This is a genomic window from Neotamlana laminarinivorans (assembly GCF_020523925.1).
Classification (GTDB): Bacteria; Bacteroidota; Bacteroidia; order Flavobacteriales; family Flavobacteriaceae; genus Neotamlana; species Neotamlana laminarinivorans.
The window spans coordinates 132,890-159,112 of record NZ_JAJAPW010000001.1 but is presented as its reverse complement, the minus strand read 5'-3'; the positions used below and the strand labels follow the sequence as shown (position 1 = coordinate 159,112).

Genomic DNA, 26,223 nt, shown 5'->3' with positions numbered 1-26,223 from the left:
ATGAATTTACATTTAACTGAAGACGAAATCGTTGAGACATTGAAACGCTCTTCTCTAACAACTGTATTGGTTGAAGGTAAAGACGACATGCTAATTTACAGATGGATTGAAGAAGAAATTGGAATTCAAAACGCCAATTTTTTGTCTTGTGGCGGAAGAGACAGACTATTAAAGGTTTTTGAAAGAAGAGATGAATTTAATCACATTAAAACTGTATTCATAGCAGATAAAGATTCTTTTGTTTATGAAGAAACACCTTTGGAACTTGAAGAAATTATTTGGACAAAAGGTTATTCGATAGAAAATGACTTATATCAAGGACAGAAAATAGAACAATTACTTGATATAAATGAAAATGTAAAGTTTAGAAAAGCTATTAGAAATTTTATAACATATTACGCATTTGAAATTGAACAATTTCAGAAAAAGTTAATTTACAACTTCGCCAATCACCCAAACCAGGTTCTATGTGACGCTCAAAATCTTAAGCAGGATTTTTTAAATGAAATCAACTTTGAAAGTCCAAGTGAAGAGACAATCGAGTATTTGCAAAATGAGTATGATGTACTAATTAGAGGCAAATCTCTTTTCGCTTTATTAATTAGATTTTTGAGTGCAAAAAATAGGGACGTAAAACATAACAAAAAGTCCCTTCTAGAGCATTGTTATAAAATGCACCGAAGTGATTCAATAAATTCAATAATAGAAAAATTAAAAACAAGACTATACGCATAACAAAACCTATAAGCAACACAAACTAATCCTAATTAAACTTTGCTTTCTTACTACCTTTATAGATTACATATTTTACCAAACAAAATTCTATTTTCGCGTGGTTTGTTCTATTCTAATAACAAATCACTAAAAAATAAGTATATATACCTATTTACTTTTTAACAGAAAAAGGCGAACTTGCTTATCGTCTAATATAAGTCACTAAAACGGACGTTATATTAATATAGCTATGCACCATTTAAAAAACCAACAATATGAATAAAACTATTTTTCTATTAATCCTTCTAGTAGCATTTAATTCTAATACCAAAGCACAAGAAAAAGTTAATCCTTCCGACGATTTAATGTCTAGTGTAGGGTTTAGACCTGTTGACCCAATAAATTATGTTTATCCAATAGCATACTATAAATTCTCGAATGAATATTTCCAAAAATTAATGTCTGGAGTTTCGAAAAAAGAACTCAAAAATTATGCAGTCAAAACTGACACTTGTTATTCAAGAGAAGACAGAAATATCTATTTTTCTGATATCCCGAATAAAAAAATTGTTGACCTATTACCTAATGAAACTGTCGAAATTCAAATTTCAGAAATCACTAAACAAGGTGGTCTTTCATTAAAAGGAGCTGCTGCAATTTCAGCAAAAAACACAAGCTATCAAGTAACAATGGACTATGTTAAGTTTGTAACAATAAATGTTGTCGATACTTTAAATTACGCCAAAAATAATATCCAATTAGAAAACCTGAGTATTTATTCATATGCAAGAGTTGGTGTTGGATTGAGAATAGTTGCATCAATAGAAACTAAAAAGAGCGGAATCAATCTTGGTGATTTATTTGCTATTGGTTTTGCCGCGAGTAGAAACGAAGTTAGTGGTTCTTTGAGTGTTAACGTTTTAGGAATAGAATCAAGAGAAATAACAACTTTACTACCAATGCCATCAGAAATTAGTTCAGCATCAATACAAAGTGCAATGCAAGCAATGGCGACTATCAAGTCTAAAATTTATGATGATGATATTGAAATTAGACCTCAAATTATATCTATTCGCTCGGTAAACCCACTTATAACAACAGATGATTTAGTTTTTAACACATCTAGAGTTCTAGGTCTTGGACGAACAAGTAACATCTTGTCGACTACAGATGAAATAATAAAATATGTTCCACAAATACTAAATTGTGAATAAAAACGGTATACAACATTGAGTATAATTAATTGCTTGTTCCCGACTAATTCTGAAAATCCTTGCGGATTTATAGTTTGGTGTGTACTTGTAAAGTTAATTGTTAAACCAAGCAACCAACAATAACAGAGATCAAACCCAACTAATTAAACTTAGCTTTCTTACTACCTTCGTACATTACATATTTTACTAAACAAGATTCTGTTTTCGCTTAGTTTATTTTATTATTTTAAATAACAAATAACTAAAAAAACGTATATATCTATTTTCTTTTTAATGGAAAAAGGCGAACTTGCTTATCGTCTGATATAAATCATTATAACAGGTGTTATATCAATAAAGTTAGCAGTAATTAAAGCTATGAACATGACAAGGCTATCTATATTATTACTTATTCTTAGTTTATCAAGCTATGCTCAAAAAAATGCAATAGACCAAATAATTAGTAAAGAGGACTCTATTAAAAAAACAATTAAATTGAATAAAAATGAACTAATAAATCAAGCCAATAAAATTATTGCTTCCAAATATCCTGATTTTGTATTTAACCCTTTATTATATGAAATCACAACATGGGAAAATTCAAAAAAAACAATCGTTAACTACAGACGAATAATCAGATTTACCCCTTATGACAAAAAGGATGAAAATTTAATTTACGACTTTGAAGTTGACTTAATCAGCCAGAATGTTTTTCCTTTTGATACTTGGGGATTAGATCGTTTTTACTTACCAACAATCGAAGAACAAGAGAAAATTGATTTTGTTATCAAAGCATTTGGATTACCACGCTTTGGATTCAATAATAAAATTATTGAGAATGCTAATATGTATAGTATTTACATAGATAATGAAATAGCCTTTGGAAAATACTTTATAGACAAAACAACTGGCAAAGAATGTATGGGATCAATAGAAGGAAGCTATGCTCAACCACCTGACCTTCCTGAACTACTTGACATAGATCCTTTAATTGAAATAAAAGAATGACTATAAGAGGTTTTTTTGATAAAATCAGAAATTGTAAAATAATTACTACTACCAACAATTGCTATTACAGTCTTATCCTGAAAATTCCTAGGGAATTTTCAGCTTGTTGTGTACTTGCAAAAGTCCGTATCAAAACACGCAACTACTCATAGTCAAGCCCGATAAGCAACAAAAGTCCAAAAACCAACTAATTAAATTTAGCCTTCTTACTGCCTTCGTACATTACATATTTTACCAAACGCGATTCTAATTTAGCGTTGTACAGTTGTATTTTTCTCGAAGGGCGCAAACCAACATGTTTTAAAGCATTTAAATTACTGGTAATAAACCATGCATCGGTACCTGGGTAACTTTGTTTAAGGGTATCGCCTATGTTTTTGTAAAACAATTCCATATCAATATTTAAACGTTCGCCGTAGGGCGGGTTAAACACCATGTGAAGTTTTTCGTTTCCGCCTTTTTGGGTTTTAAAGAAATCTTCGTGTTTTACGGTAATAAAATCGTCTAATTGGGCGTTTTCTGCATTTATTTGTGCCTTTTTTACAGCACTTGGTGCTTTATCGTAACCTATTATTTTATGATGAAAATCGCGTGTTTTTTTAAGCAACGATTCTTCAATTTTTTCAAATAATTCTACATCCCAATTTGGCCAACGCTCGAAAGCAAATTCTTTGCGCATTAAGTTTGGTGGTATGTTACAGGCAATCATAGCCGCTTCTATTAGCATGGTGCCCGAGCCACACATGGGGTCCATAAAATCGCTTTGCCCATCCCAACCAGATAGCATTATTAATCCTGCTGCCAACACTTCGTTTATAGGCGCAATATTGGTTGCGGTTTTATAACCGCGTTTATGCAGAGAATCGCCAGAGGTATCTAACGAAATATTACAGTGGTTTTTACTAATGTGTACGTTTATTTTAACGTCGGGAAACTTTAAATCTACACTTGGGCGCTCGCCGGTAGTTTCACGAAACTTATCTACAATAGCATCTTTTGTTTTTTGTGCTATAAATAGGGAATGCGAAAACAAATCGGAGTGTATGGTAGCATCTACAGCCAAGGTACCGTTGGATTTTAGGTATTGGCTCCAATCCATGGCGTAAATGTTTTTATATAAATCGTTTTCGTTTTTTACTTTAAACGAATGTATAGGCTTTAAAATTTTTATAGCCGTACGCAACGCTAAGTTTGCCTTGTACATAAAGCCTTTATCGCCTACAAACGATACCATTCGCACACCTTTGTTTATGTTTTGCGCGCCTAACTGTATAAGCTCGTTTTCTAATATATCTTCGAAGCCAAAAAGGGTTTTGGCTATCATTTTAAAGTTTTCTTCCATAGTTTATATAAAATACATTGCAAAAATAATGTAATTTTGCCCGAAACATAAAGTTTACTGATATTTAGGTTAAGGATTGCAGTGGCATCCTTTTTATTTAGGTTGGTGTAATGCAATAAGCATTGCAACGAACTAAATAAAAAGATATAACGGAAAGCCTGACCGCGCCTAAGCGTGGTAACCTCCAAAAAATTATGACAAAACAAACTACTAAATGGTTTACTTCGTGGTTTAACACCCCGTTTTACCACACGCTATACAAAGATAGAGATACTACAGAGGCCGAGGTTTTTATGAATAACCTTACCAATTACCTTAATTTACCCGAAAACGGACAAATTTTAGATTTGGCGTGCGGCAAAGGCAGGCACTCTAAATACTTAAACAGTATTGGTTACAACGTTACGGGTGCCGATTTAAGCGAAAATAGTATTGCTTTTGCTAAACAGTTTGAAAATAGCAGCCTACATTTTAAAGTGCATGATATGTGCCAACCTTTTGGCGAAACTTTTGATGCTGTTTTTAACTTGTTTACTAGTTTTGGGTATTTTGAAAACGATGAGGATAACCTTAAAACCTTAAAAGCCATTAAAACCAACCTTAACGAAACGGGGTTTGGGGTTATCGATTTTATGAATAGCGATTTTGTTATTGATAATTTAGTACCAGAAGAGGTTAAAACCGTTGATGATATTACCTTTTATTTAAAGCGTTTTGTTGATAATGGCTATATTGTTAAAGATATTAGTTTTACACACGAAGGCGAAAACTATAATTTTCAAGAGCGTGTGCGTGGGTTTACTTTAAAAGATTTTGAAGCGTTGTTTGAAGCGGCAAATATTTTTTTATTGGATACTTTTGGTGACTATAAATTAAATAAGTTCGATGTAAAACAATCGGAACGTTTAATTATGATATTTAAATAATTTTAAGTTAAATGATTAAGTTTCTCTTACCTGTTATTGCTGTTATTTTAGGTATTGTTTTGGCTTTTTTTACTAAAAATCAAAAGTCTTGGAACAATAAATTATTATTATCTTTTAGTGGTGCCTTTTTATTGGCATTAACTTTATTTGAGCTACTACCAGAAGTTTACCATCACCTGGACACCAAATTTACTGGCCTTTTAATAATGGGCGGTATTTTACTGCAAATTGTTTTAGAGCTTTTCTCTAAAGGCGCAGAGCATGGACATGTACATGTAAATAAAAACGACAGTACATTCCCGTGGCTATTATTTATTAGTTTATGTATTCATAGTTTTTTAGAAGGCTTCCCTATACACGATCACAACACCATGGTGCTTGGGGTTTTAGTGCACAAAATTCCCATTGCAACAATGATTACACTGTTTTTGTTACAGTCGCATTTTAGTAAAACACAGCGTATTTTGTTTTTAGTAGTTTTTGGGTTAATGACGCCTTTGGGCACTTTAATATCGAACACCGCCAACTTAAATCACGACACGGTAAGCGCTATAAACGCTATTGTTATTGGTATATTTTTACATATTAGTACTACGATTTTGTTTGAAAGTGGCGACGGACATAAATTTAATTTATCGAAATTTGTAGCCATTATTTTAGGGGTTACAGTAGCCTATTTTATATAAGTTACCGCTTTCGCGGAAAATACCGAAAAAGAGAGTTTTTAAATGTTTAGTAAAGAAGAATCGCGAAAATTACGACAAGACTTTTGGATTAGCTTCGGAAAATCTTTTCCGAGGAAATGGATTTTGTACGATACAAAACTGAAAGGCTTTAGCTTTAAATTTCATTTTGATACTAAAAAAGCTTTAGTAGCGCTTGATGTTGAAGACGATTTAGAATTTAGAATTAAATACTGGGAAAAATTAGTAGCCTTAAAAAGTATTTTACACGACGATTATTTACCAAACGCCATTTACGAAGAAGAATATTTTCTTGAAAACCACAAAGAAATTTCTAGAATTTACGTGCCTTTAGAAGAAAAGGTTTCTATACACAACAAAAACACCTGGCAACAAGTTATGGAGTTTTTTAATGAAAACATGAGCTTATTCGAAGCCTTTTTTGAAGAATATAAAGAGGTTATTGAAGGCTAATTAATTACAACAAGCTTCACATTTTCCTTGAATTAATACTTGAGCGCCTGCTACTTCCCTATTGGGTAGTTTTGGTATTATAATATCTACATTTAAACAATCTATTTTTCCGCAATCGGTACATTGAAAATGCGGATGCACATCGGTATGCTTGTGCTCGCTACAATCTTTACAGGGCGCATACCATTTTATACCGTTAACTCCTAAAAAGGAATGTAAAACGCCATCGTCTTCTAGCCTATCTAAAACACGATACACTGTGGTTTTATTTATTTTATCGCTAAATCTATCAACCAAATCTATTACAGAAATAGCTTTATTTTCTGCCTTAAATGCGTTTAATACCAAATTAACCGATTGTGTTTTGCGTACAACTCCCATATTACAAATTTAATACAACTTAGTTGCATTAACAAACTTAATACTTATATTTACAACTTAGTTGCATTAATATAAATTTAAATGAACATTTCTATTAAAAAACCCGATACGTTGGGTGCTTTAGCAAACTCTATTTGCTTAATACATTGCATAGCTACACCGTTTTTATTTATGGCTCAAACTACTGTTGCTGCTTGTTGCGCTTCAGAGGCAGTTCCTACTTGGTGGCACACCATCGATTTTATATTTATAGTTATTTCGTTTTTTGCGGTGTATCGTTCTACTCAAACATCAAGTAATAACAGTATAAAAAACGGGCTTTGGGTGTCTTGGAGCCTACTTTTTATCTTAATAATAAATGAAAAAATAGAATGGTTAGCCATACCTGAAATGGTTATGTATATAGTTGCTATTTCACTGGTTATTTTACACCTATATAATTTGAATTATTGCCAATGCAAAACCGATAAATGCTGCACAAAAAAATGAATAAAGATTTAATTGAAAACATTGGAGACAACCATATCTCTACAAACATAGAAACGCCTTTACTACCAAATGCTTTTGATAAAAGTGATGACGAAAAAATAGAAAACATAAAACATCACTTTGCAAAAATAATGGAAGAGTTAGGTTTAGATTTAACCGACGATAGCTTATCTGGAACGCCATACCGCTTTGCAAAAATGTACGTTAAAGAGTTGTTTTATGGCTTAAACCCAAAAAACAAACCTAAACTTTCGATTTTTGAAAACAAATACAAGTATAAAAAAATGCTTGTAGAACAAAACATTACTATCGATTCGTCCTGCGAGCATCACTTTTTACCAATTACTGGGCATGCGCATATTGCTTACATCCCTAAAGATAAAGTTATTGGCTTATCTAAAATTAACCGGCTGGTAGATTACTATGCCCATCGTCCACAGGTGCAAGAGCGTTTATCGCTTCAAATTTTAAAAGACCTGCAAGCGGTTTTAAACACCAAAGACGTTATTGTAATGATTTCTGCAAAACACCTCTGCGTATCTTCCAGAGGCATTAAAGACAAAGATAGTTTTACCACAACTATTGAATATGATGGCGAGTTTAACAACGAACTACAACGAAACGAGTTTTTCGGTATTGTTAATAATTCATCAACATAAATTAACCAACTTATTTTAACATGATAGCACAACTCAATAAATGTTTACTAACCGATAACGAAGTAAACCTTTGGAAAAACAACCTATTTCCTAATACAGATTCTTGGCCAATTGAAAATTTCGCACCAACAAATGCTTAACTTTGTGTATTAAACAGCAACTATGCAATCCATTAAAATAGGAATAATAACCGTAAGCGATAGAGCCAGTAATGGCGTTTATGAAGATTTAAGCGGAAAAGCCATTATTAATACGCTAAACGATTATTTAACTTCAAACTGACAACCCATTTATAAAATTATTCCAGATGAACAAGATGTTATTGAGCAAACCATTATTGATATGGTTGATAACGAAAATTGTTGTTTAGTGGTAACCACAGGCGGCACAGGACCCGCAAAACGCGACGTAACTCCTGAAGCCACCGAAGCTGTTTGCGACCGTATGATGCCTGGTTTTGGTGAGCTTATGCGCGCCGAATCTTTAAAATATGTGCCAACGGCTATTTTATCTAGGCAAACTGCTGGACTTAGAGGCAGCAGTTTAATTATAAATTTACCCGGTAAACCAAAATCTATTCGAGAATGTTTAGATGCTGTTTTTCCTGCAGTGCCTTATTGCATCGACCTTATGCAAGGGCCTTATTTAGAGTGTAACGAAAACGTTATTAAACCGTTTAGACCTAAAAACAAATAAACCATGGAAGCTGTAATTACCATAGTTGGATTTTTAGGAGCTGGTAAAACCACTCTTTTAAAGTATTTAATTGAAAATTTTCAAGCTAAAAACTGGCAACCTTTTGTAATTTTAAACGATTACGAAAACGCCAATATGGATGTACAACAGTTTAGAGAACAGCTTAACTTAAACTCTATAAAACCTTTAAGCGGAAGCTGTATTTGTTGCAGTGGCATTGTAGAGCTGCGCGATACTGTAAATCGAATTCCTGAACGCAAAAATGGGGTTACATTAATTGAAGCTAACGGCACATCAGATGCGTGTTCGCTTATGGAATTTTTAGGCGTTGGGCTAAACGAACGCTTTTTACCACCCATTCAACTCTCTGTGGTCGATGTAAATAACTGGCAAAAACGAGGCGAGCATAACGAATTAGAAGCAAATCAAATTCAAGTGTCTTCCCTCCTAGTTTTAACACATTTAGATCAGGTTAATGCACACCGAAAAAACACCGTTATTCAAGATTTAAAACAGCTAAATCCATCTGCGCAAATTATAGATTTTAATGCCTTAGATGTGTTGTTATTGCCCGAATTATTACCATCTAAAAACAATGCCGAAAAACTAGATCATTTAAAAGCACATTGGGCATCTTGTTCTGTAGATTTACCTAACTTGCCTTCGGAGCAAATTATAAAAAACATATGCGACCACTTGCCAAAAAGTATTTTACGTGTTAAAGGTTGTACAAAGCTTGCTAATAAAAATAACTACACTTATTTTGAGCGCAAACCCGATGGTTCTGTTAATATCCGTCCGTTTAAAGGTGTTCCTATTACAGGCGCAAAATTACTAACTATTGGTCCTGGCAGTAAGCCAGAAGTTTTAAATGAGGCGATTACGTCTCAATTAAATGTAATAAAATAATACCTTATTTAGTTTTAAAGATTTTTTTGAATTAACAATGATACAAACCCAAAATCTTACGTTTAAATATAAAAACCAGAAAACCACTATTGGCTTTCCTGATATTCATTTAAAAGAAAACGAACATCTTTTAATTCTAGGAAAATCGGGTATTGGTAAAACCACGCTTTTGCATCTTTTAGCAGGTTTATTAAAACCAGAAACCGGAAATCTTACTATAAACAACACCAATATTAACACATTATCGAGTAGTAAACTTGATAAATTTAGAGGTAAAAATGTTGGTTTAGTATTTCAGCAAAAACACGCCATACAATCGTTAAGCGTTATAGAGAATTTACAAGCCCGCTTATTCTTCAGCAATAAAAAAGAAAATCAAAACAAACTAAACGACCTTTTAGAGCAACTTAATTTAACCACTTGTAAAAACAACAAAATAAACCAGATAAGCGAAGGCCAACTGCAACGTTTAGGCATTGCGCTTTCTGTAGTGCACAATCCACAAGTCATTTTAGCCGATGAGCCCACATCGAGTTTAGATGATGAAAACTGTGAGGCTGTAATTAACTTGTTAAAACAGCAAGCCGAAAAAAACAAGGCGCATTTAATTGTAATTACACACGACCAGCGCATAAAGTCCTTTTTTGAAAATACCATGACGCTATGAACATCTGGAAAATTAGCATAAAAAACCTAAAGTCGAAATCGTTCTACACGGTTTTAAGTATAGTTATTTTAGCATTGAGTATCACTTTATTGTTGGGTATTCAGCAAATAAAATCTTCATTTGAATACCAAATGGAAAATAATTTAGGTGATATAGATTTGGTAATAGGCGCAAAAGGAAGTCCGTTGCAACTCGTTTTAGCTTCTATTCTTCATTTAGATAATCCTACGGGAAATATAAATTACGCTGAAGCTAAAAAATTAGCAAAAAACCGATTAATTAAAACGGCAGTTCCTATTTCTTACGGCGATAATTACAAAGGCTATCGGATCGTTGGTACGACCGATGAATTCTATAATTTTTATAACGCTGAATTAGCCGAAGGTAAGTTTACAGAAAAATCTTCGCAAGTTGTTATTGGCGCAACTTTAGCCAAAAACCTAAATTTAAAACTAGGCGACACTTTTAAAAGTTCGCACGGTTTGGTGGATAATGCTATTGATGTACATGACGATGAGTTAATTGTTGTTGGTATTTTAAAACCCACGCAAAAAGTAATAGATCGTTTAATTGTAACCAATTTAGAAACGGTTTGGGATGTTCATGATCATGATGACGAAGAACACACTAACTCGCATGAAGCGGAACATAACGACTCTGAAACTCATGAAGTACATGAACATGATAATGAGCATCATGAACACGACGAGCACGATGAACACGATCATGAAACTACGGATGAAGCTCATCACGAGCACGAAAATCATCATGAGGAAGACAAAGAAATCACCTCGCTGTTAGTACAATTTAGAAGCCCAGTAGCACTTTTAAATTTTCCAAGAAAAGTAAACGAAAGCAGTAATTTACAAGCGGCAATTCCTAAATATGAGTTAGACAGATTATACGAATTTACAAGCATTGGGTTTAAAACCATTACTTGGATAGCCTATTTAATACTTATTATTTCTGGAATTACCATTTTTGTAAATCTGTATAAAATGGTAAAAGAACGCGCTTTCGATTTAGCCATTTTAAGAACTTACGGCGCAAGTAACTTGCAATTAATTAAAATGATTGCTTACGAAGGTTTTACTGTTGCAATAATTGCTTTTTTAGCAGGTTTCTTGTTTGTAAAGGTTGGTTTAACCCTAGTTTTAAAAACAGCTCGATTAGGTTTTAAACAAAATATTATTAAAACTTTAACCTTTGAAGATGGCATGCAAGTTGCAATATTAGTTTTTATAATGGTAACTTTGTCCATTGCTTTGGCGATTTACCCAATTTTAAAAATGAATATTTCAACTATTTTAAGCAATGAAAAATAAAATAATAATAGCCTTATTTTTAATAACATCTGCAACTTCTTTTGGTCAAAAACTAATTACTTGGGAAGATTTATCGGAAGTAAAATTTGTAGAGAAGTTTTTCCCAATTTACGATGACGTGTTTTTAGTTCCAGAATTTTCTGAATCTATAAAGGCTTTAGAAGGAAAACGTATTACAATTACAGGCTACTTTTTACATATTTCTCCAAAGGATAAATTGTACATGCTATCCAAAGGCCCAATGTCGTCTTGTTTTTTCTGTGGTGTTGGCGGTCCGGAAACAGCTATAGAAATGCAATTTGAAGACCGACAAGATTTAAAAACCGACGATATTGTTTCTGTAACTGGTAAATTAACATTAAACGCAGACGATGTAGAGCACTTTAATTATATTTTAAGTGAATGTGAAGTTAAACTTCTCGATTAAAAATTAAGCAAGCGTTTTTACCATTTCGTAATCGTCCATTACAAAACCGTTGCCTATATCTATTAGTAATTTTTTAGTAGTTATGAATCCTATGTTTTCATAAGCTTTTATTGATTGGCTATTATACTTATTTACTGTTAGTCTAATTTTTAAAAGCCCCATTTTTAGTGCTTCTGCTTCAACAAAAGCGATAGCTTCCTTACCAAAACCTTTTCCGCGAAAGCGTTTTAAAATATATAGTTTGCTTAAAAAAAGTGAGTCTTTTTCTGGCTTTATGGCCAAATATCCTAAGGCTTCATTAGCCCACTTTATTATAAAATAAATATAACCAGATTCTATCTGCATTTGTACAGCTTCAGCAGATTGATACTTCTTCAACATATACGCTACTTGCTGTTCGCCTATTATTGGTGTATAATGTGCTTGCCAAATGGTTTTTGCTAAAATTTCAATCGTTTCAAAATCACTTATACTTTCTGCTTTAAAAAATTCAATCATTTTAAAGAATATAAAAATAAGTCATAATAAAATGAAATACAGCACCTGCCAAAACAAACACATGCCAAATTACATGATTAAATGGTATTTTATCAATGGCATAAAACACAATACCGCCTGTGTAAGCAATACCTCCGGCAAATAAAAACCAAATTCCGTTATCTCCAATTTGTTGAGATAATGCAGAAAAATCAAAAACCACAAGCCACCCCATTACCAAATACAAAAGCGTTGAAAACACTTCAAACTTTCCTGTAAAAAACAGTTTTAGAATAACACCAAAGGCAGCTATAGCCCAAACCAAATAAAATAATAACCAACCTTTACTTTCGGATAATGCAATTAGGCAAACCGGCGTGTAAGTTCCAGCTATTAAAAAGTAAATACTTATGTGATCTAGAATTCTAAAATAATGTTTACGCTTTTCGCTTACAATAGCGTGATAACAGGTGGAAGCCGTAAAAAGAATTACTATAGACCCCCCATAAACCACAACACTAAACAAGCTCCAAAATGGTTTATTTATATCTCGCTGTATTAATAAAACCAGAGCAATTACGCCAAATAGAGCTCCAACGGCGTGAGAAAATGTGTTTAATTTTTCTTCAAAAGGCGATTGTATACGCATTAATATTTCGCGTTTTCTTTATTATAAATCCATTTATTAGTTAAATCGTAAAAATCGAATTTTAAAGCTGACTTTTGGCGTTCTAATCGGCCGCTTTGAAAATTACGTTGCAAGATATCTTCAATAAAATAATCTTCTTTTTCATGCTCTGGATCAAATTCTTTTTTCAATGAAATATCGAACATACTAGCCGTTGTATTGTACCAAAATGCTCGCCAACCACTTCGCAAATCAGAAACCAAATCGAAAGCAGTTTTTCCTGTTTGCCTATGAATTAATTTTACTAATATTTGCCCTTCTGTTCTTGAAAACTTTTTTAATTCTTCAGAAAACTCACTCTCTATATATTTTTGCACACGTTTTGTGTATCGCTTTTTTTCTCTTGTTCTTGTAATTTGCGCTAAACGTGTATTCATAGAATCTAAACGTTCAGCAGCTAATTTTGCATAAGGATACACTTTAAGTGTTTTTCGTCGTAAAATTAAATATTGTATCCGTTCTTCTCTGCTATTAAATCGTAATTTGTGTAATAGCCTAACCTCTCCCAAATCAATCGCGGTCTTATGAATAGAATCTCCTTCAATAATTATATACCTATCCTTAATTGTATCCTGCTCAACTTCATTGATTTGAGCAAACACAAAAAAAGGACATAATAGTAATATAAATTTTAAATTGTTCATAACAGAAAAAGCATAATCAATTTGCATTTCAAAATTACTAATTTACAGCATTTAAAACAGTATTTCTTTTTATATTATTATTTTAGTGGAAAATTTATTCTTATGTCAGAAAACAGTATTCTTAATACAAAATCAATAGAGTTTTTAGAAAAATACCTAAATAACGCATCACCAACTGGTTACGAATGGAAAGGCCAAGAAATATGGATGGATTACCTGAAACCATACGTCGATGATTTTATAACTGACACCTACGGAACTGCTGTTGGTGTAATTAATCCAGACGCTAAATATAAAGTAGTTATTGAAGGACATGCCGACGAAATTTCTTGGTATGTAAATTATATTTCGGATAATGGATTAATTTACGTTATTAGAAACGGAGGTAGCGATCATCAAATTGCACCAAGTAAAGTAGTTAACATACATACTAAAAAAGGTATTGTAAAAGGTGTTTTTGGATGGCCTGCAATACACACCAGAAATCGCGCCAAAGAAGAAGCTCCAAAACCAGACAATATTTTTATAGATTGTGGTTGTAAAGATAAAGAAGAAGTTGAAAAACTAGGCGTACACGTGGGTTGTGTGATTACCTATCCAGATGAATTTCATATTTTAAATGATAATAAATTTGTATGTAGGGCCATTGATAACCGCATGGGTGGCTTTATGATTGCTGAAGTAGCTCGATTGCTTAAAGAAAATAAAAAAGAATTACCTTTTGGGCTATACATTACTAATTCGGTACAGGAAGAAATTGGTTTACGTGGTGCAGAAATGATTACGCAAACCATTAAACCTAATGTGGCTATAGTTACCGATGTAACGCACGACACCACTACACCAATGATTGAAATGAAAAAAGAAGGCCATTTAGAACTTGGCAAAGGGCCGGTTGTAGCTTATGCTCCTGCGGTACAACAAAAATTACGTGACTTAATTATTGATACTGCAGAAGCTAAAAAAATTCCGTTTCAACGTTCTGCATTATCTAGAGCTACGGGAACCGACACTGATGCCTTTGCTTATAGTAACGGTGGCGTAGCTTCTGCATTAATATCTTTACCTCTACGCTACATGCACACCACTGTAGAAATGGTGCATCGCGAAGATGTAGAAAATGTAATTAAACTAATTTACGAATCGTTATTAAAAATCAATGATGGCGATACGTTTAGTTATTTCGAATAGCATAAATTTCCGCGAAAGCGGTAATCTTTTTAATTTAATACCAAGCGAAGAATCTTTCTAATATCGAAAAATTCTTCGCTTTGCTTTAAAAAAACTTATGGACGAACTTATAGATATTGTTGATAACAAAGGTATACCAACAGGTGAGACCGCATTAAAATCTGTTATACATAGTAAAGGTTTATTACACAATACAGCTCACTTGTGGCTTTACACTAAAAATGGAGACATTTTATTATCGCAACGCTCTTCAAAAAAACTTATTTGTCCGTTACTTTGGGACGTTTCTGTAGCAGGGCATATTGATGCTGGTGAAACCCCAGAGCAAGCTTGTGTTAGAGAAACCTTTGAAGAAATTGGTTTAACAATTAAAGAAAAAGAATTAAAAAAAATAGGTGTTTTTAAATGTTTCCAGTCTTACATTAATGGAATTACTGATAACGAGTTTCACAACACATTTATAGCAGAATTAAAAGTACCTATTTCTCAATTAACTCCTCAGGAAGAAGAAGTTGAAGCATTAAAATTAATACAATTAAACAACTTTGAAGATTTAATAAACACTATAGAAACTAACAACAGTAACCATTTAATACCTAGCAATAAAGCATACTACCAAATTGTGCTTGAAAAAATAAAAGAATCATTACAATAAATGACATTACTACTTTTGGCCGTAGCGCCTATTTTTATAATAATTATATACATTTACACTCGCGATTTATACGAAAAAGAACCTAAAAAACTGTTAGCTATTTGCTTTATGCTTGGTGCCATTGTAAGCATAATTATAACTAGTATACTTTACTATTTTTTCGATATATTTTTACCATTAACTAATGCATTAAGTGTAATTCAGCAATTTGTTAAAGCCTTCTTAGTTGTTGGTTTAACCGAAGAGTTCAGTAAGTATATTATTGTACGATACTACGCTCAGAAAAAAAGAGATTTTAACGAACCTTTTGATGGCATTGTTTATGCTGTAATGGTATCTATGGGTTTTGCTGCCACCGAAAATATATTTTATGTTATTGAAAACGGCTACCAAACAGCCATTTTAAGAGCTTTTACCGCAGTACCAGCCCATGCTACATTTGGGGTTTTAATGGGGTATTTTATGGGAAAAGCTAAATTCTCTAAAAATAGAATTATATTAAACCTGTCTGGTTTGTTATTAGCAATAATTTTTCATGGCGCATACGATTTCTTTTTATTTATAGATTTTATTCCGGGAATCTGGATTGGAGCTTTTATATCGCTTTTTATTGGGTTAGTTTTATCTAGAAAAGCTATTAAACGACACCAAAACAACTCCGTATTTAAATCTTAAAAAACATTGCATAATATCATTTTGTTAATTAACTATTAAAAGCAATACCCACAGATTAATTACTGTAATTTTACAACATGCAAAAACCACAAGAATTTAAGTTTGAATTTGTAGCACTTATGGCATCACTCATGTCTATTGTAGCACTTTCAATAGATGCCTTATTACCTGCTATACCAGAAATTGGAAAAACACTTAACTCGTTCGACCCAAGTAAAAACCAATTACTAATCACCATGATTTTTTTGGGTATTGGTTGCGGACAATTAGTTCTGGGACCTTTATCGGATAGTTTTGGGCGTAAACCCATTGTTTATGCGGGTTTCTTAATTTTTATAATTGCTAGCATAATTTGCTTAACCACCGAAAGTTTTACGGTAATGATTTTTGGTAGGGCCTTACAAGGTTTTGGCTTGTCTTCAGCAAGGACAATAAGTATTTCTATGGTTCGCGACCAATTTGAGGGCGATTATATGGCTAAAATCATTTCAATAATTGTTATGTTCTTTTTACTAGTACCGGTTATTGCTCCAACTTTAGGACAATTATTATTTCATGCCTTTAATTGGCAGGCAATATTTTATTTCAATCTAGCATTTGGCCTTATTATTATGCTTTGGTTTTATTTTAGGCAACCCGAAACACTAGCTAAAGAAAATCGAATAAAATTCTCATCACATTTGTTTATAGATGGTACAAAAGAATTTTTTAAAAGTAAAGATGCTGTTGCTTACACCTTTATATCTGGTTTTATAACTGGTTCGTTTATGGTGTATTTAAGTACATCGCAACAAATTTTTCAAGTTCAGTATAAATTAGAAGAATTATTTCCATACATATTTGCAAGTTTGGCTATATCAATTGGTTTCGCTACTTTTTTAAATAGCCGTCTTGTAGAAAGGTTTGGTATGTTTAACATAGCATTTAACTCTTGTATAGCTTATGCCTTTATATCACTTTTATTTGTAGTATTATTTTCAAGTGGACAAAACCCTAGTATTTATATTTTAGTTCCATTTTTTGCCATGCAATTTTTTGCTGTTGGCTTTCTGTTTGGAAATTTACGTGCTTTAGCTATGCAACCTCTTGGTCATATTGCTGGTATAGGTGCTGCAATAAACGGATTTCTATCTACTGTTTTGGCTGTTCCCATTGCAAATTTTATTGGCACTTACGTAAACACTTCGGTTTTACCTTTATTTATTGGGTTTTCATTTTTTGGCATTTTATCTCTGACCGTTTTTTTAATTTTAAAACGAAAAAGAGCCTTACAAAATGCATAAATTATGTGGTTATATTTAGTATTTTTATAGCCTAATTTATAAACTAAAAATAAAATGAAATTAATAGGAATTGGTAAAAACTACGTAAACGATAAATCGGAAATTGAAGCCATAAAAACAGGTTTTCAAACCATATTTATTAAAGCAAATTCTACAATAGTTACCAATAACAACAACATTACTTTTCCTGCAATTACAGAACAACTTGCTTATGAAGTAGAGCTTGTTGCAAAAATTGGTAAACAAGGAAAAAACATTGCATTAGAAGATGCTGAATCTTACATTTCTGAAATTGCTGTTGGTATAGATTTTACAGCTAAAGATGTTTTAGCTAAAAGTAGAGAAAAAAAAGGCCCTTGGGCTTTAGCAAAAGGGTTTGATGGCGCTTCGCCAATTTCAAATTTTAAACCTATTAGCGATTTTCCGGATTTAAACAACATTAACTTTAGCTTAAAAATTAATGGTGAAGATAGACAAATTGGTAACACCGATTTAATGATTTACAATTTTAGTGAAATTATTGCTTTTGTTTCTGAATATATGACTCTAGAACCTGGTGATTTAATTTTTACTGGAACTCCAGCTTCAGGTGTAGGCTTAAATGTAAAAGGCGATCACTTACAAGCTTCAATTGAAGGTGAGTTATTACTAGATTTCAAATTAGTTTAAAAGTCTTTTACTAACTATTATTAAATGAAAAATTCCATTGCAGAACGTGTCGCCGATTTCTTAAATAGGTATCCTCCTTTTAACATGATTTCTTCTCAAGATTTATTACAAATTGCCAAAGAAGTAAACATTGTATACCTTGAAAAGGGCGACACGGTCTACAATCAAGACGATAGTTTTAATCATCATTTTTTTATTGTTAGAGATGGGGCTATAAACTTACACTACACATTAAATGACTCAGATAAAAACCTAAACATTAACGATGTTGGCGATGTTTTTGGTGTAAGACCTTTAATTGCTAAAGAAAATTACAAACATACGGCTACCGCCAACGAGGAATCTATTGTTTATGGCATACCTATCGATCTTTTTCAATCCATTACCTACAACAACTCTCAAGTAAGCAAATATTTAGTAACCGCTTTTGCAACAAACGCTTACGACCCATATACCACTGAAGAAAACTCTAAAGTATTTGTAGATTATTTACCTAATACTGCAAACGATGTTGCTAATTTCCAAACAGCAGATTACACAAAAAATCCAGTTACCTGCAATGCAAAAACCTCTTTAAGAGATGCTGCCATAAAAATGAGTACCTTAAAAATAGGCTGTATTATTGTTGTAGATGACCAAAAAAAACCATTAGGTATAATTACAAATAGTGATATTAAAAATAAAATTGCAACGGGTAAATTCCCTATTGAAACCGAGGTAACAAACATAATGTCTAGTCCCGTATTTACTGGAAAAAAAGGGCTAACAATTGCCGATGCTCAATTACAAATGATAAAAAATAGCATTGGCCACTTGTGTATAACTCACGATGGCACAACCAATACCAAAATAATTGGAATATTAACCCATCACGACATTTTAGTTGCTTTAGGAAACAGCCCTAGTGTTATATTAAAAGAAATAAAACGTGCAAACCGCACAAAAAAACTTAGAACTGCACGCCTAAAGGCCAACACCTTACTTAAAAGTTACCTAGAACAAAATATTCCGTTATCGCATATTGTTAAAATTATGGCGCAAATTAACGACGCCATAAGTTTTAAAGTTGTTGAAATTGCTGTAAACAGAATGCCTACACCTCCACCAACCTCCTTTGCTTGGTTAGCCTTAGGAAGTCAAGGCAGACACGAGCAATTATTATTTACAGACCAAGATAATGCGCTTATTTTTGAAGATGTTGATACTGATAAATATGAAGACACTAAAAACTACTTTTTAGAACTCTCTAAAAGAATTACAGAAAGACTACATAAAATAGGTTTTGAATATTGTGAAGCCGATATGATGGCTAGTAATCCAGAATGGTGTAAATCTGCGAGTGAATGGCAGACTCAATTTAAAAACTGGATTCTTCAACCCGATGAAAAAGCCGTTTTGTTATCTTCTATATTTTTCGATTACAACTATATTTATGGTAACAAGTACTTGGTTGAAAATTTAACGGAAACCATTTTTAATACTATTGATAATACTTCTCAATTTTTTAAATTTTTAGGTCGAGATGCTATTAAAAGTCCTTCGCCTGTTGGGTTTTTCAAAAAATTTGTTGTTGAACAAAATGGAGAACAAAAAGATTTGTTTAACATAAAAAACAGAGCTTTAATGCCTTTAATAGATTCTGCAAGATTGCTGGTATTAATAAACAAAATTAAAGGTATTAACAATACCGCAGAACGCTATGAAAAAATGGCCGAACTCGAGCCTGAAAACAAAGCATTATACAACTCTTGTGCTTATGCATTTAAGGCGCTTTCAAAATTTAAAGCTAAGCAAGGGCTTCTTCATAAAAATTCAGGTAAATTTATAGCCCTAGAAAGCTTAACAAAAGAAGAAAAATTAAAATTACGCCGCTGTTTCAAACCTATAAACGAAATACAAGAAACACTAAAGTATAAATTTGATTTATAAGCACACCATATGTTGAACTGGTTTAAAAGCAAGAAAAAAAATTATCCCGATTTTTGGTTAGAGTATCTTAACCACTTCAAATCTAAAAAGCGAACAATTATTAAAGAAACTCGTTTTGTTGCCTTTGATACCGAAACTACCGGATTCGACAGAAAAGAAGATCGTATATTATCTATTGGAGCTGTTTCAATCACAAAAAAAACAATTCAAGTAAACCAAAGCCTAGAACTTTATATAGAACAAGATATTTTTAAACCAGAAACTGTTAAAATTCATGGTATTCTAAAACATGGATCATTAGAAAAAATATCTGAAATTGAAGCAATTAAAAAATTTTTAGCTTATATAAAAGATTCTGATTTAGTAGCCCATCATGCTGGTTTTGATAAAAATATGGTAAATGAAATGCTTTTAAGACATAATTTGGGTAAACTAAAAAATAAGTTTATTGATACTGGACACCTTTACAACAAATCGAAACACATTATTTACAGAGAAAATTTAAAAGAACATTATAGTTTAGATGATTTGTGTGAAGAATTAAATGTACCAAAAACAGATAGGCACACCGCCACTGGCGATGCGCTTATTACTGCTATTATTTTCTTAAAAATTTTATCGCGCTTAGATAAACGAAAAAATTTGGAGTGGGATTATTTGCTTAAATAATTACAAAACCTCGTCCATAATACCTTTTACAATTTCTGGATTTAGCAAAGTACTTGTATCACCAAGATTACTGGTATCTTTACAGGCAATTTTTCTTAAAATACGACGCATAATTTTTCCACTACGCGTTTTAGGTAAACCAGCAGTAAACTGAATTTTATCTAATTTAGCAATTGGGCCAACTTGTTCGGTAATTAATTGGTTAATTTCTTTACGTAAATTATCATGGTTTCTGCTTTCGCCAGTTTCTTTTAAAGTTACATAACCATACAATGCATTTCCTTTTATATCGTGCGGAAAACCAACAATAGCACTTTCTGCAACTGCAGGATGTTCGTTAATAGCATCTTCAATAGGTGCAGTTCCTAAGTTATGGCCAGAAACAATAATAACATCGTCTACTCTACCTGTAATTCTGTAATAACCAACCTCATCGCGTAAAGCGCCATCACCTGTAAAATATTTATTTTCAAACGCTGCAAAATAAGTATCTTTATAACGCTGATGATTTCCCCAAATAGTTCGTGCCATACTAGGCCAAGGAAATTTTATACATAAACGACCATCTACTTGGTTTCCTTTTATTTCTTTTCCGTTTTCGTCCATTAAAGCAGGTTGAATTCCAATAAATGGCAAGGTCGCATAAGTTGGTTTTGTTGGTGTTGCAAAAGCAATTGGTGTAATCATGATACCTCCTGTTTCAGTTTGCCACCAAGTGTCAACAATTGGAGCTTTCTTTTTACCTACATTATCATCATACCAGTGCCACGCTTCTTCATTTATAGGTTCGCCAACAGTTCCTAGAACTTTAAGCGATGATAAATCGTGTTTCTCTAAATGGTCTACACCTTCTTTTGCTAAAGCTCGAATAGCAGTAGGCGCTGTATAAAACTGATTGACTTTATGTTTTTCTACAATTTCCCAAAAACGACCAAAATCTGGATAACTCGGTACACCTTCAAACATAATTGTTGTAGCTCCGTTACACAATGGGCCGTAAACTATGTAACTATGCCCGGTAATCCACCCTATATCGGCAGTACACCAATACACATCTTTTTCTCGGTACTGAAACACGTTTTTAAACGTATATGCAGTGTAAACCATGTAGCCCGCGGTAGTATGAACCATTCCTTTTGGCTTTCCTGTAGAACCCGAAGTATAAAGAATAAATAACGGATCTTCAGCATTCATTATTTCTGGCTCACAATCTGTACTTGCTACATCTAACAAAGGCTCTAACCAATAATCGCGACCCTCTTTCATTTTAATTTTTGAATCAATTCTATTGGCTACTAGTACATTTTGAACGGTATCACATTCATCTAATGCCTCATCTACAATCCCTTTTAAATCGATGGTTTTTGAACCTCTAAACGAACCATCACTAGTTATTACCATTTTACATTCAGAATCTTTTATTCTGGTGGCTAAAGCCGATGCTGAAAATCCTGCAAAAACAACTGAGTGTATGGCCCCAATTCTAGCACAAGCTAAAACCGAAATAGCCAATTCTGGAATCATTGGTAAATAAATACAAACACGGTCGCCTTTTTTAATACCTTTTTCTTTTAACACATTGGCAAAACGACAAACACGGTCGTGAAGTTGTTTATACGTAATATGTTCGGCTGATTCTTTTGGATCGTTAGGCTCAAAAATTATAGCGGTTTTATCGCCACGCGTGTACAAATGCCTATCGATGCAGTTTTCGGTAATGTTTAATTGTGCACCTTCAAACCATTTTACTTCTGGTTTTGTAAAATCCCAACTTAAAACGTTGTCCCATTTTTTACGCCACATAAAATGTTCTTCGGCTATTTCTTCCCAGAAAACTTCTGGATTTCTTACAGATTTTCTATAAACTTGATAGTATTCTTCTAAGTGTTTTATGTGGTAATTACTCATGTATTATTTAGTTTTAATTGTTGTTTTAAAGTTAAAAAATAATGTGCTTTTGTTAAACATTTTCTACCGACAACATAATATCTGCGACGAAAATGAAACTTTAAGTTAATTATTTTATTTATAAAATTTAAACAGATTACTAACTATATGTTTTTTTTAACATCATAATAATTAGAAATACTTAAAGTTTAGCAATATATTTTTTGAATTCAATAATAACTTTAGGTGCTAAAATTATAGTAGCTATCATTGTTGGTATAGCCATAAGGGCAAAAACACCATCAATTAAATTTAACATGGTGGTAAATGGTGTTGTTGCAGCTAAAATTATACTTAAAATATAAATGTAATTATAAAAATGTTTTTTGTTCGCTCCTATTAAGAAAGACAAACATTTCGCCCCATAATAGGCATAAGAAAATAAAGATGATATACTAAACACCAAAACACAAACCATGAGTAAATACTTTCCGTAAAAAGGAATAGCGTGCTCAAATGCGTTAGCAGTTAAACTTACTCCGTTACTCTCGGTAGTTTCCCAAACTCCTGTTACTAAAATAGCTAATGCTGTTAAGGTACAAACTATTAGAGTATCTATAGCAGGACCTAGCATAGCTACTAACCCCTCTCGAATGGGTTCGTTAGTTTTAGCTGCACCGTGTACTAATGGTGCTGTACCTATACCGGCTTCGTTTGAGAAAGCTCCTCTGCGAACACCTAACAAAATTAATCCGCCTAAAACACCTCCATAAAAAGCTTCATCATTATAATTTTTTCCAGAAAATGCATTTTCAAAAATCATTATAAAATATTTAGGAATAACTTGATAATTAGATATTAAAATAAATAATACTAATACAAAGTAAAGCAACACCATGCTTGGCACCATTTTAGAAGCCGCATTACTAATTCGCTTTAAACCACCCAATATAATTAATGAAGTAAACGCTACTAATATTAAGGCTAAAATAAGGTTTGATTTAAGCCCAACTTCAAATCCATTTGGAGTTAAAACAATATCGTTTATTGCCTGTGTTAATTGGTTTACATTTACAACTGGTAAGGCACCAACCATTCCGAACACACTAAACATAACTGCTAAAGGCTTCCAGTTTTTGCCTAAACCCTCGGTTATAAAGTACATAGGGCCACCTTGAATATTACCTTCGGAATCTTTACCTCTATACATTACAGCCAAAGAACACGTAAAAAATTTAGTAGACATTCCAACAATAGCACTAACCCACATCCAAAACATAGCCCCAGGCCCTCCTACTGATATAGCAACAGCTACACCAGCAATATTCCCCATACCAATGGTTGAAGATAATGCTGTAGTTAAGGCTTTAAAATGACTTATTTCCCCAACATCATCAGGATTATCATATTTACCCAGTAAAACCTGTATAGCATGACCTAAATAACGAAATGGTAAAAATTTAGAACGAATTATTAAATATAAGCCTCCACCAATTAGTAAAATAACCAATGGTAACCCCCAGGCGTAATTAGAAAAAACTTTAATGATTTCATCCATGTATAAATTTTTAAAAAAATAAAGGTAATTTGTTCTAGCAATATAAAGTTTTTAAATTTTAAAAAGTATATTTATCGCCAACAAACTAACTTACATTGCAAGCCACCCGTTTATATTTTATTGATGCCGTTCGTGCATTTGCTATCCTTATGATGCTACAAGGACATTTTATAGACACACTTTTAAGCCCTATATACAGAAATACAAACAATATTTATTTTAATACTTGGAGTTATTTTAGAGGTATTACGGCACCTGTATTTTTTACTATTTCTGGTTTAGTTTTTGCCTATTTATTATTAAAAGCTCACCAAAAAGGTGATGATAAACCACGAATTAAAAAAGGGCTTTTTAGAGGTTTACTTCTAATTGTAATAGGCTACAGTTTAAGAATAAATATTTTAGGATGGTTAAGTGGTAATTTTAATACTTATGTTTTAGTAATTGATGTATTACAATGCATTGGGCTATCATTAATTATATTGGTTTTTTTGCATATGCTACTAAAAAAACATCAAATTTTTTATGCCATTACTTTATTACTTATAGGAACATTAATTTTTGTAACAGAACCACTTTATAGAAATTTAGCATTACCCAATGTGCCTTTATTTTTCTCTAACTACCTATCAAAAGCAAACGGATCGGTTTTTACAATGTTACCTTGGTTTGGTTATACTGCGTTTGGAGCCTTTCTATCCTTAGTGTTTTTTAACCACGCTCATAAAAATAAATTTAAACTACTTACTGTTTTAACCTTTTTTATTTGTGGTTTAAGCCTTATTTACCTTTCAACATTTATATTAACCGTATTTGGCGAAATTACAGGAGTAGAACTTTTTGTTAAAAGTGCTAACTATAATTATTTATTTTCTAGACTTGGAAATGTTTTTGTTTTATTTGGTTTTTTTTATGCTTGTGAGCATTTTTTAAAACAATCTTTAATTACCAACATTGGCAAAAAAACATTATCAATTTACGTAATACACTTTATTCTACTTTATGGAAGTTTTACGGGGTATGGCTTAAAACGCTATTTATACAAAAGCCTTGATCCGGTTGAAGCTATTTTTGGCGCATTAATATTTATTGTTACCGTTTGTTTCATAGCATTTTACTACGTAAAAACAAATACATTTATTTATAAAATGATAAATAAAATGGTAACAAAAATTAAAAATTAAATACAATTATTGTTTTAAAAAATTTCCAGAAAAAATCCTGTTTTCTTCGTTAACTGGTTTATTATAAATATAAACCCACGCTTTATAAACAATATCATTTAAATAAACGCCAATCTGCTTTCTTAAAAACAAACTATTATTTGGGTTATTTGGCACAAAACCTTCATAATCATCTAAAATAGGTAAAGCGTTCTCTGGAGTATTTAGTTGCACCAAAGTACCATATACTTTATCTGTATTTAAATTTGACAATATAGCCCCTGGATACCAAGATATTTTATAAACTTTTCCATAAAAATAGCCTTTACCAATAATTTTTGAATTGGCTCTTAAGAAAACAGACATGTTATTTTCTAACTGGTCAAGCAGTGTTCCGTAAACAAATAAGTACGACGTTTTCACACCTGTTAAGCATAAGTTTTAAGATCTATACCATTTATAGCTCCATGAGATTCATGTACCATTACAGTTCCGTTTTTTATAACTAACAATTGTGGCGATTGGTGTAATACTTGAAATTTATAACCTACCTCGTTCGATACTTCTCTATAATTAAGCAAATCAAGATAATATAAATCAAAGTCATCTTCACTAAAATTATAAGCATCAATAAATTGATTCATTACCATTCTACTAATTCCGCATCGTGTAGAATGTTTAAATATTAATTGAGGTTTTGTTTTCGATTTAACTTCTATATCACTAAGTTGCTCAATACTATTCAAAGCAATCCAAGGCAAAGTTTTCTCTTCTTTAGGCTCACCTGAGCCTCCAAATATATTTTTAAAAATTCCCATTATATTTTAATTTTATTGTTAAGT

General features: G+C 32.3%; 30 protein-coding genes. 21 read left to right on the top strand and 9 right to left on the bottom strand.

Going from position 1 to position 26,223, the window contains the following annotated elements; genetic code table 11:
* The 3 genes from LG649_RS00735 to LG649_RS00725 all read left to right on the top strand — a co-directional run bounded on the left by LG649_RS00735 (position 1) and on the right by LG649_RS00725 (position 2,915).
* On the top strand, positions 1 to 735 hold the full coding sequence (locus LG649_RS00735) for a DUF4435 domain-containing protein (protein ID WP_226539859.1): 735 nt from the start codon (positions 1 to 3) through the stop codon (positions 733 to 735).
* 254 nt (positions 736 to 989) lie between these two features.
* Positions 990 to 1,928 (top strand): hypothetical protein, encoded by a 939-nt coding sequence (locus LG649_RS00730; RefSeq protein WP_226539857.1) that lies wholly within the window; start codon positions 990 to 992, stop codon positions 1,926 to 1,928.
* Between the two features lie 363 nt (positions 1,929 to 2,291).
* Complete coding sequence (locus LG649_RS00725) at positions 2,292 to 2,915, top strand: hypothetical protein (RefSeq protein WP_226539855.1); 624 nt, start codon at positions 2,292 to 2,294, stop codon at positions 2,913 to 2,915.
* A gap of 187 nt (positions 2,916 to 3,102) precedes the next feature.
* On the opposite strand, the gene LG649_RS00720 is transcribed toward LG649_RS00725, so the two are convergent.
* The gene (locus tag LG649_RS00720) at positions 3,103 to 4,257 is read right to left on the bottom strand and encodes a THUMP domain-containing class I SAM-dependent RNA methyltransferase (RefSeq protein WP_226539853.1); all 1,155 of its coding nucleotides are present in this window, start codon (positions 4,255 to 4,257) and stop codon (positions 3,103 to 3,105) included.
* 194 nt (positions 4,258 to 4,451) lie between these two features.
* Here LG649_RS00720 and LG649_RS00715 point away from each other — a divergent pair, with 194 nt between their 5' ends.
* From LG649_RS00715 to LG649_RS00705, 3 genes are read left to right on the top strand one after another with little or no spacing between them, the layout of a single operon-like run.
* Positions 4,452 to 5,183, top strand: coding sequence for a class I SAM-dependent methyltransferase (locus tag LG649_RS00715; protein ID WP_226539851.1), 732 nt, complete (start codon positions 4,452 to 4,454; stop codon positions 5,181 to 5,183).
* A gap of 11 nt (positions 5,184 to 5,194) precedes the next feature.
* The gene (locus tag LG649_RS00710; protein WP_226539843.1) at positions 5,195 to 5,869 is read left to right on the top strand and encodes a ZIP family metal transporter; all 675 of its coding nucleotides are present in this window, start codon (positions 5,195 to 5,197) and stop codon (positions 5,867 to 5,869) included.
* 42 nt (positions 5,870 to 5,911) lie between these two features.
* On the top strand, positions 5,912 to 6,340 hold the full coding sequence (locus LG649_RS00705) for a DUF4268 domain-containing protein (RefSeq protein WP_226539841.1): 429 nt from the start codon (positions 5,912 to 5,914) through the stop codon (positions 6,338 to 6,340).
* Here the strand turns inward: LG649_RS00705 and LG649_RS00700 are convergent, their stop codons facing one another.
* A complete protein-coding gene (locus LG649_RS00700; RefSeq protein ID WP_226539832.1) occupies positions 6,341 to 6,721 on the bottom strand; it encodes a Fur family transcriptional regulator in 381 nt (126 codons plus the stop codon).
* Positions 6,722 to 6,802: 81 nt separating this feature from the next.
* On the opposite strand from LG649_RS00700, the gene LG649_RS00695 reads away from it, so the two are divergent.
* From LG649_RS00695 to LG649_RS00665, 7 genes are all read left to right on the top strand, one after another.
* Positions 6,803 to 7,210 (top strand): MerC domain-containing protein, encoded by a 408-nt coding sequence (locus LG649_RS00695; protein WP_226539830.1) that lies wholly within the window; start codon positions 6,803 to 6,805, stop codon positions 7,208 to 7,210.
* Positions 7,207 to 7,869: a GTP cyclohydrolase I FolE gene (gene folE / locus LG649_RS00690; protein WP_226539828.1), complete on the top strand. Its 663-nt coding sequence runs from the start codon at positions 7,207 to 7,209 to the stop codon at positions 7,867 to 7,869. The genes LG649_RS00695 and folE overlap by 4 nt, the downstream gene beginning before the upstream one ends.
* 288 nt (positions 7,870 to 8,157) lie before the next feature.
* Entirely contained in the window at positions 8,158 to 8,565 is a 408-nt protein-coding gene (gene mog, locus LG649_RS00685; protein WP_226541076.1) for a molybdopterin adenylyltransferase, read from the top strand.
* A gap of 3 nt (positions 8,566 to 8,568) precedes the next feature.
* Positions 8,569 to 9,474 (top strand): GTP-binding protein, encoded by a 906-nt coding sequence (locus LG649_RS00680; protein ID WP_226539826.1) that lies wholly within the window; start codon positions 8,569 to 8,571, stop codon positions 9,472 to 9,474.
* A gap of 37 nt (positions 9,475 to 9,511) precedes the next feature.
* Positions 9,512 to 10,141, top strand: a complete 630-nt coding sequence (locus LG649_RS00675) for an ATP-binding cassette domain-containing protein (protein ID WP_226539817.1) — start codon at positions 9,512 to 9,514, stop codon at positions 10,139 to 10,141.
* Positions 10,138 to 11,466, top strand: coding sequence for an ABC transporter permease (locus tag LG649_RS00670; protein WP_226539815.1), 1,329 nt, complete (start codon positions 10,138 to 10,140; stop codon positions 11,464 to 11,466). The genes LG649_RS00675 and LG649_RS00670 overlap by 4 nt, the downstream gene beginning before the upstream one ends.
* Entirely contained in the window at positions 11,456 to 11,893 is a 438-nt protein-coding gene (locus LG649_RS00665; RefSeq protein ID WP_226539814.1) for a hypothetical protein, read from the top strand. The genes LG649_RS00670 and LG649_RS00665 overlap by 11 nt, the downstream gene beginning before the upstream one ends.
* Before the next feature lie 3 nt (positions 11,894 to 11,896).
* Here LG649_RS00665 and LG649_RS00660 read toward each other — a convergent pair whose 3' ends face one another.
* From LG649_RS00660 to LG649_RS00650, 3 genes are read right to left on the bottom strand one after another with little or no spacing between them, the layout of a single operon-like run.
* Entirely contained in the window at positions 11,897 to 12,391 is a 495-nt protein-coding gene (locus LG649_RS00660) for a GNAT family N-acetyltransferase (RefSeq protein ID WP_226539812.1), read from the bottom strand.
* A gap of 1 nt (position 12,392) precedes the next feature.
* Positions 12,393 to 13,019 (bottom strand): PAQR family membrane homeostasis protein TrhA, encoded by a 627-nt coding sequence (gene trhA, locus LG649_RS00655; protein WP_226539810.1) that lies wholly within the window; start codon positions 13,017 to 13,019, stop codon positions 12,393 to 12,395.
* Complete coding sequence (locus LG649_RS00650; protein ID WP_226539809.1) at positions 13,019 to 13,702, bottom strand: DUF4294 domain-containing protein; 684 nt, start codon at positions 13,700 to 13,702, stop codon at positions 13,019 to 13,021. The genes trhA and LG649_RS00650 overlap by 1 nt, the downstream gene beginning before the upstream one ends.
* A 102-nt stretch (positions 13,703 to 13,804) precedes the next feature.
* Here LG649_RS00650 and LG649_RS00645 point away from each other — a divergent pair, with 102 nt between their 5' ends.
* The 7 genes from LG649_RS00645 to LG649_RS00615 all read left to right on the top strand — a co-directional run bounded on the left by LG649_RS00645 (position 13,805) and on the right by LG649_RS00615 (position 20,773).
* The gene (locus LG649_RS00645; RefSeq protein ID WP_226539808.1) at positions 13,805 to 14,893 is read left to right on the top strand and encodes a M42 family metallopeptidase; all 1,089 of its coding nucleotides are present in this window, start codon (positions 13,805 to 13,807) and stop codon (positions 14,891 to 14,893) included.
* 97 nt (positions 14,894 to 14,990) lie between these two features.
* Positions 14,991 to 15,548, top strand: coding sequence for an NUDIX hydrolase (locus LG649_RS00640; RefSeq protein WP_226539806.1), 558 nt, complete (start codon positions 14,991 to 14,993; stop codon positions 15,546 to 15,548).
* Complete coding sequence (locus tag LG649_RS00635) at positions 15,549 to 16,223, top strand: PrsW family intramembrane metalloprotease (protein WP_226539798.1); 675 nt, start codon at positions 15,549 to 15,551, stop codon at positions 16,221 to 16,223.
* A gap of 77 nt (positions 16,224 to 16,300) precedes the next feature.
* Positions 16,301 to 17,506 (top strand): multidrug effflux MFS transporter, encoded by a 1,206-nt coding sequence (locus LG649_RS00630; RefSeq protein WP_226539796.1) that lies wholly within the window; start codon positions 16,301 to 16,303, stop codon positions 17,504 to 17,506.
* Between the two features lie 54 nt (positions 17,507 to 17,560).
* Entirely contained in the window at positions 17,561 to 18,175 is a 615-nt protein-coding gene (locus LG649_RS00625; RefSeq protein ID WP_226539794.1) for a fumarylacetoacetate hydrolase family protein, read from the top strand.
* Between the two features lie 24 nt (positions 18,176 to 18,199).
* Positions 18,200 to 20,104 (top strand): DUF294 nucleotidyltransferase-like domain-containing protein, encoded by a 1,905-nt coding sequence (locus tag LG649_RS00620; RefSeq protein WP_226539792.1) that lies wholly within the window; start codon positions 18,200 to 18,202, stop codon positions 20,102 to 20,104.
* 9 nt (positions 20,105 to 20,113) lie between these two features.
* On the top strand, positions 20,114 to 20,773 hold the full coding sequence (locus tag LG649_RS00615) for a 3'-5' exonuclease (protein ID WP_226539790.1): 660 nt from the start codon (positions 20,114 to 20,116) through the stop codon (positions 20,771 to 20,773).
* Here LG649_RS00615 and acs read toward each other — a convergent pair whose 3' ends face one another.
* Positions 20,774 to 22,681, bottom strand: coding sequence for an acetate--CoA ligase (gene acs, locus LG649_RS00610; protein ID WP_226539788.1), 1,908 nt, complete (start codon positions 22,679 to 22,681; stop codon positions 20,774 to 20,776).
* A 181-nt stretch (positions 22,682 to 22,862) separates the two neighbouring features.
* A complete protein-coding gene (locus tag LG649_RS00605) occupies positions 22,863 to 24,218 on the bottom strand; it encodes an alanine/glycine:cation symporter family protein (RefSeq protein WP_226539786.1) in 1,356 nt (451 codons plus the stop codon).
* A gap of 95 nt (positions 24,219 to 24,313) precedes the next feature.
* Here LG649_RS00605 and LG649_RS00600 point away from each other — a divergent pair, with 95 nt between their 5' ends.
* Positions 24,314 to 25,402 (top strand): heparan-alpha-glucosaminide N-acetyltransferase domain-containing protein, encoded by a 1,089-nt coding sequence (locus LG649_RS00600; RefSeq protein WP_226539784.1) that lies wholly within the window; start codon positions 24,314 to 24,316, stop codon positions 25,400 to 25,402.
* 6 nt (positions 25,403 to 25,408) lie between these two features.
* Here LG649_RS00600 and LG649_RS00595 read toward each other — a convergent pair whose 3' ends face one another.
* Together LG649_RS00595 and ytxJ are read right to left on the bottom strand one after the other, a co-directional pair.
* Positions 25,409 to 25,804, bottom strand: a complete 396-nt coding sequence (locus LG649_RS00595) for a gamma-glutamylcyclotransferase family protein (protein ID WP_226539783.1) — start codon at positions 25,802 to 25,804, stop codon at positions 25,409 to 25,411.
* A 5-nt stretch (positions 25,805 to 25,809) separates the two neighbouring features.
* Complete coding sequence (gene ytxJ / locus LG649_RS00590; RefSeq protein ID WP_226539781.1) at positions 25,810 to 26,199, bottom strand: bacillithiol system redox-active protein YtxJ; 390 nt, start codon at positions 26,197 to 26,199, stop codon at positions 25,810 to 25,812.
* Between the last annotated feature and the right edge of the window lie 24 nt (positions 26,200 to 26,223).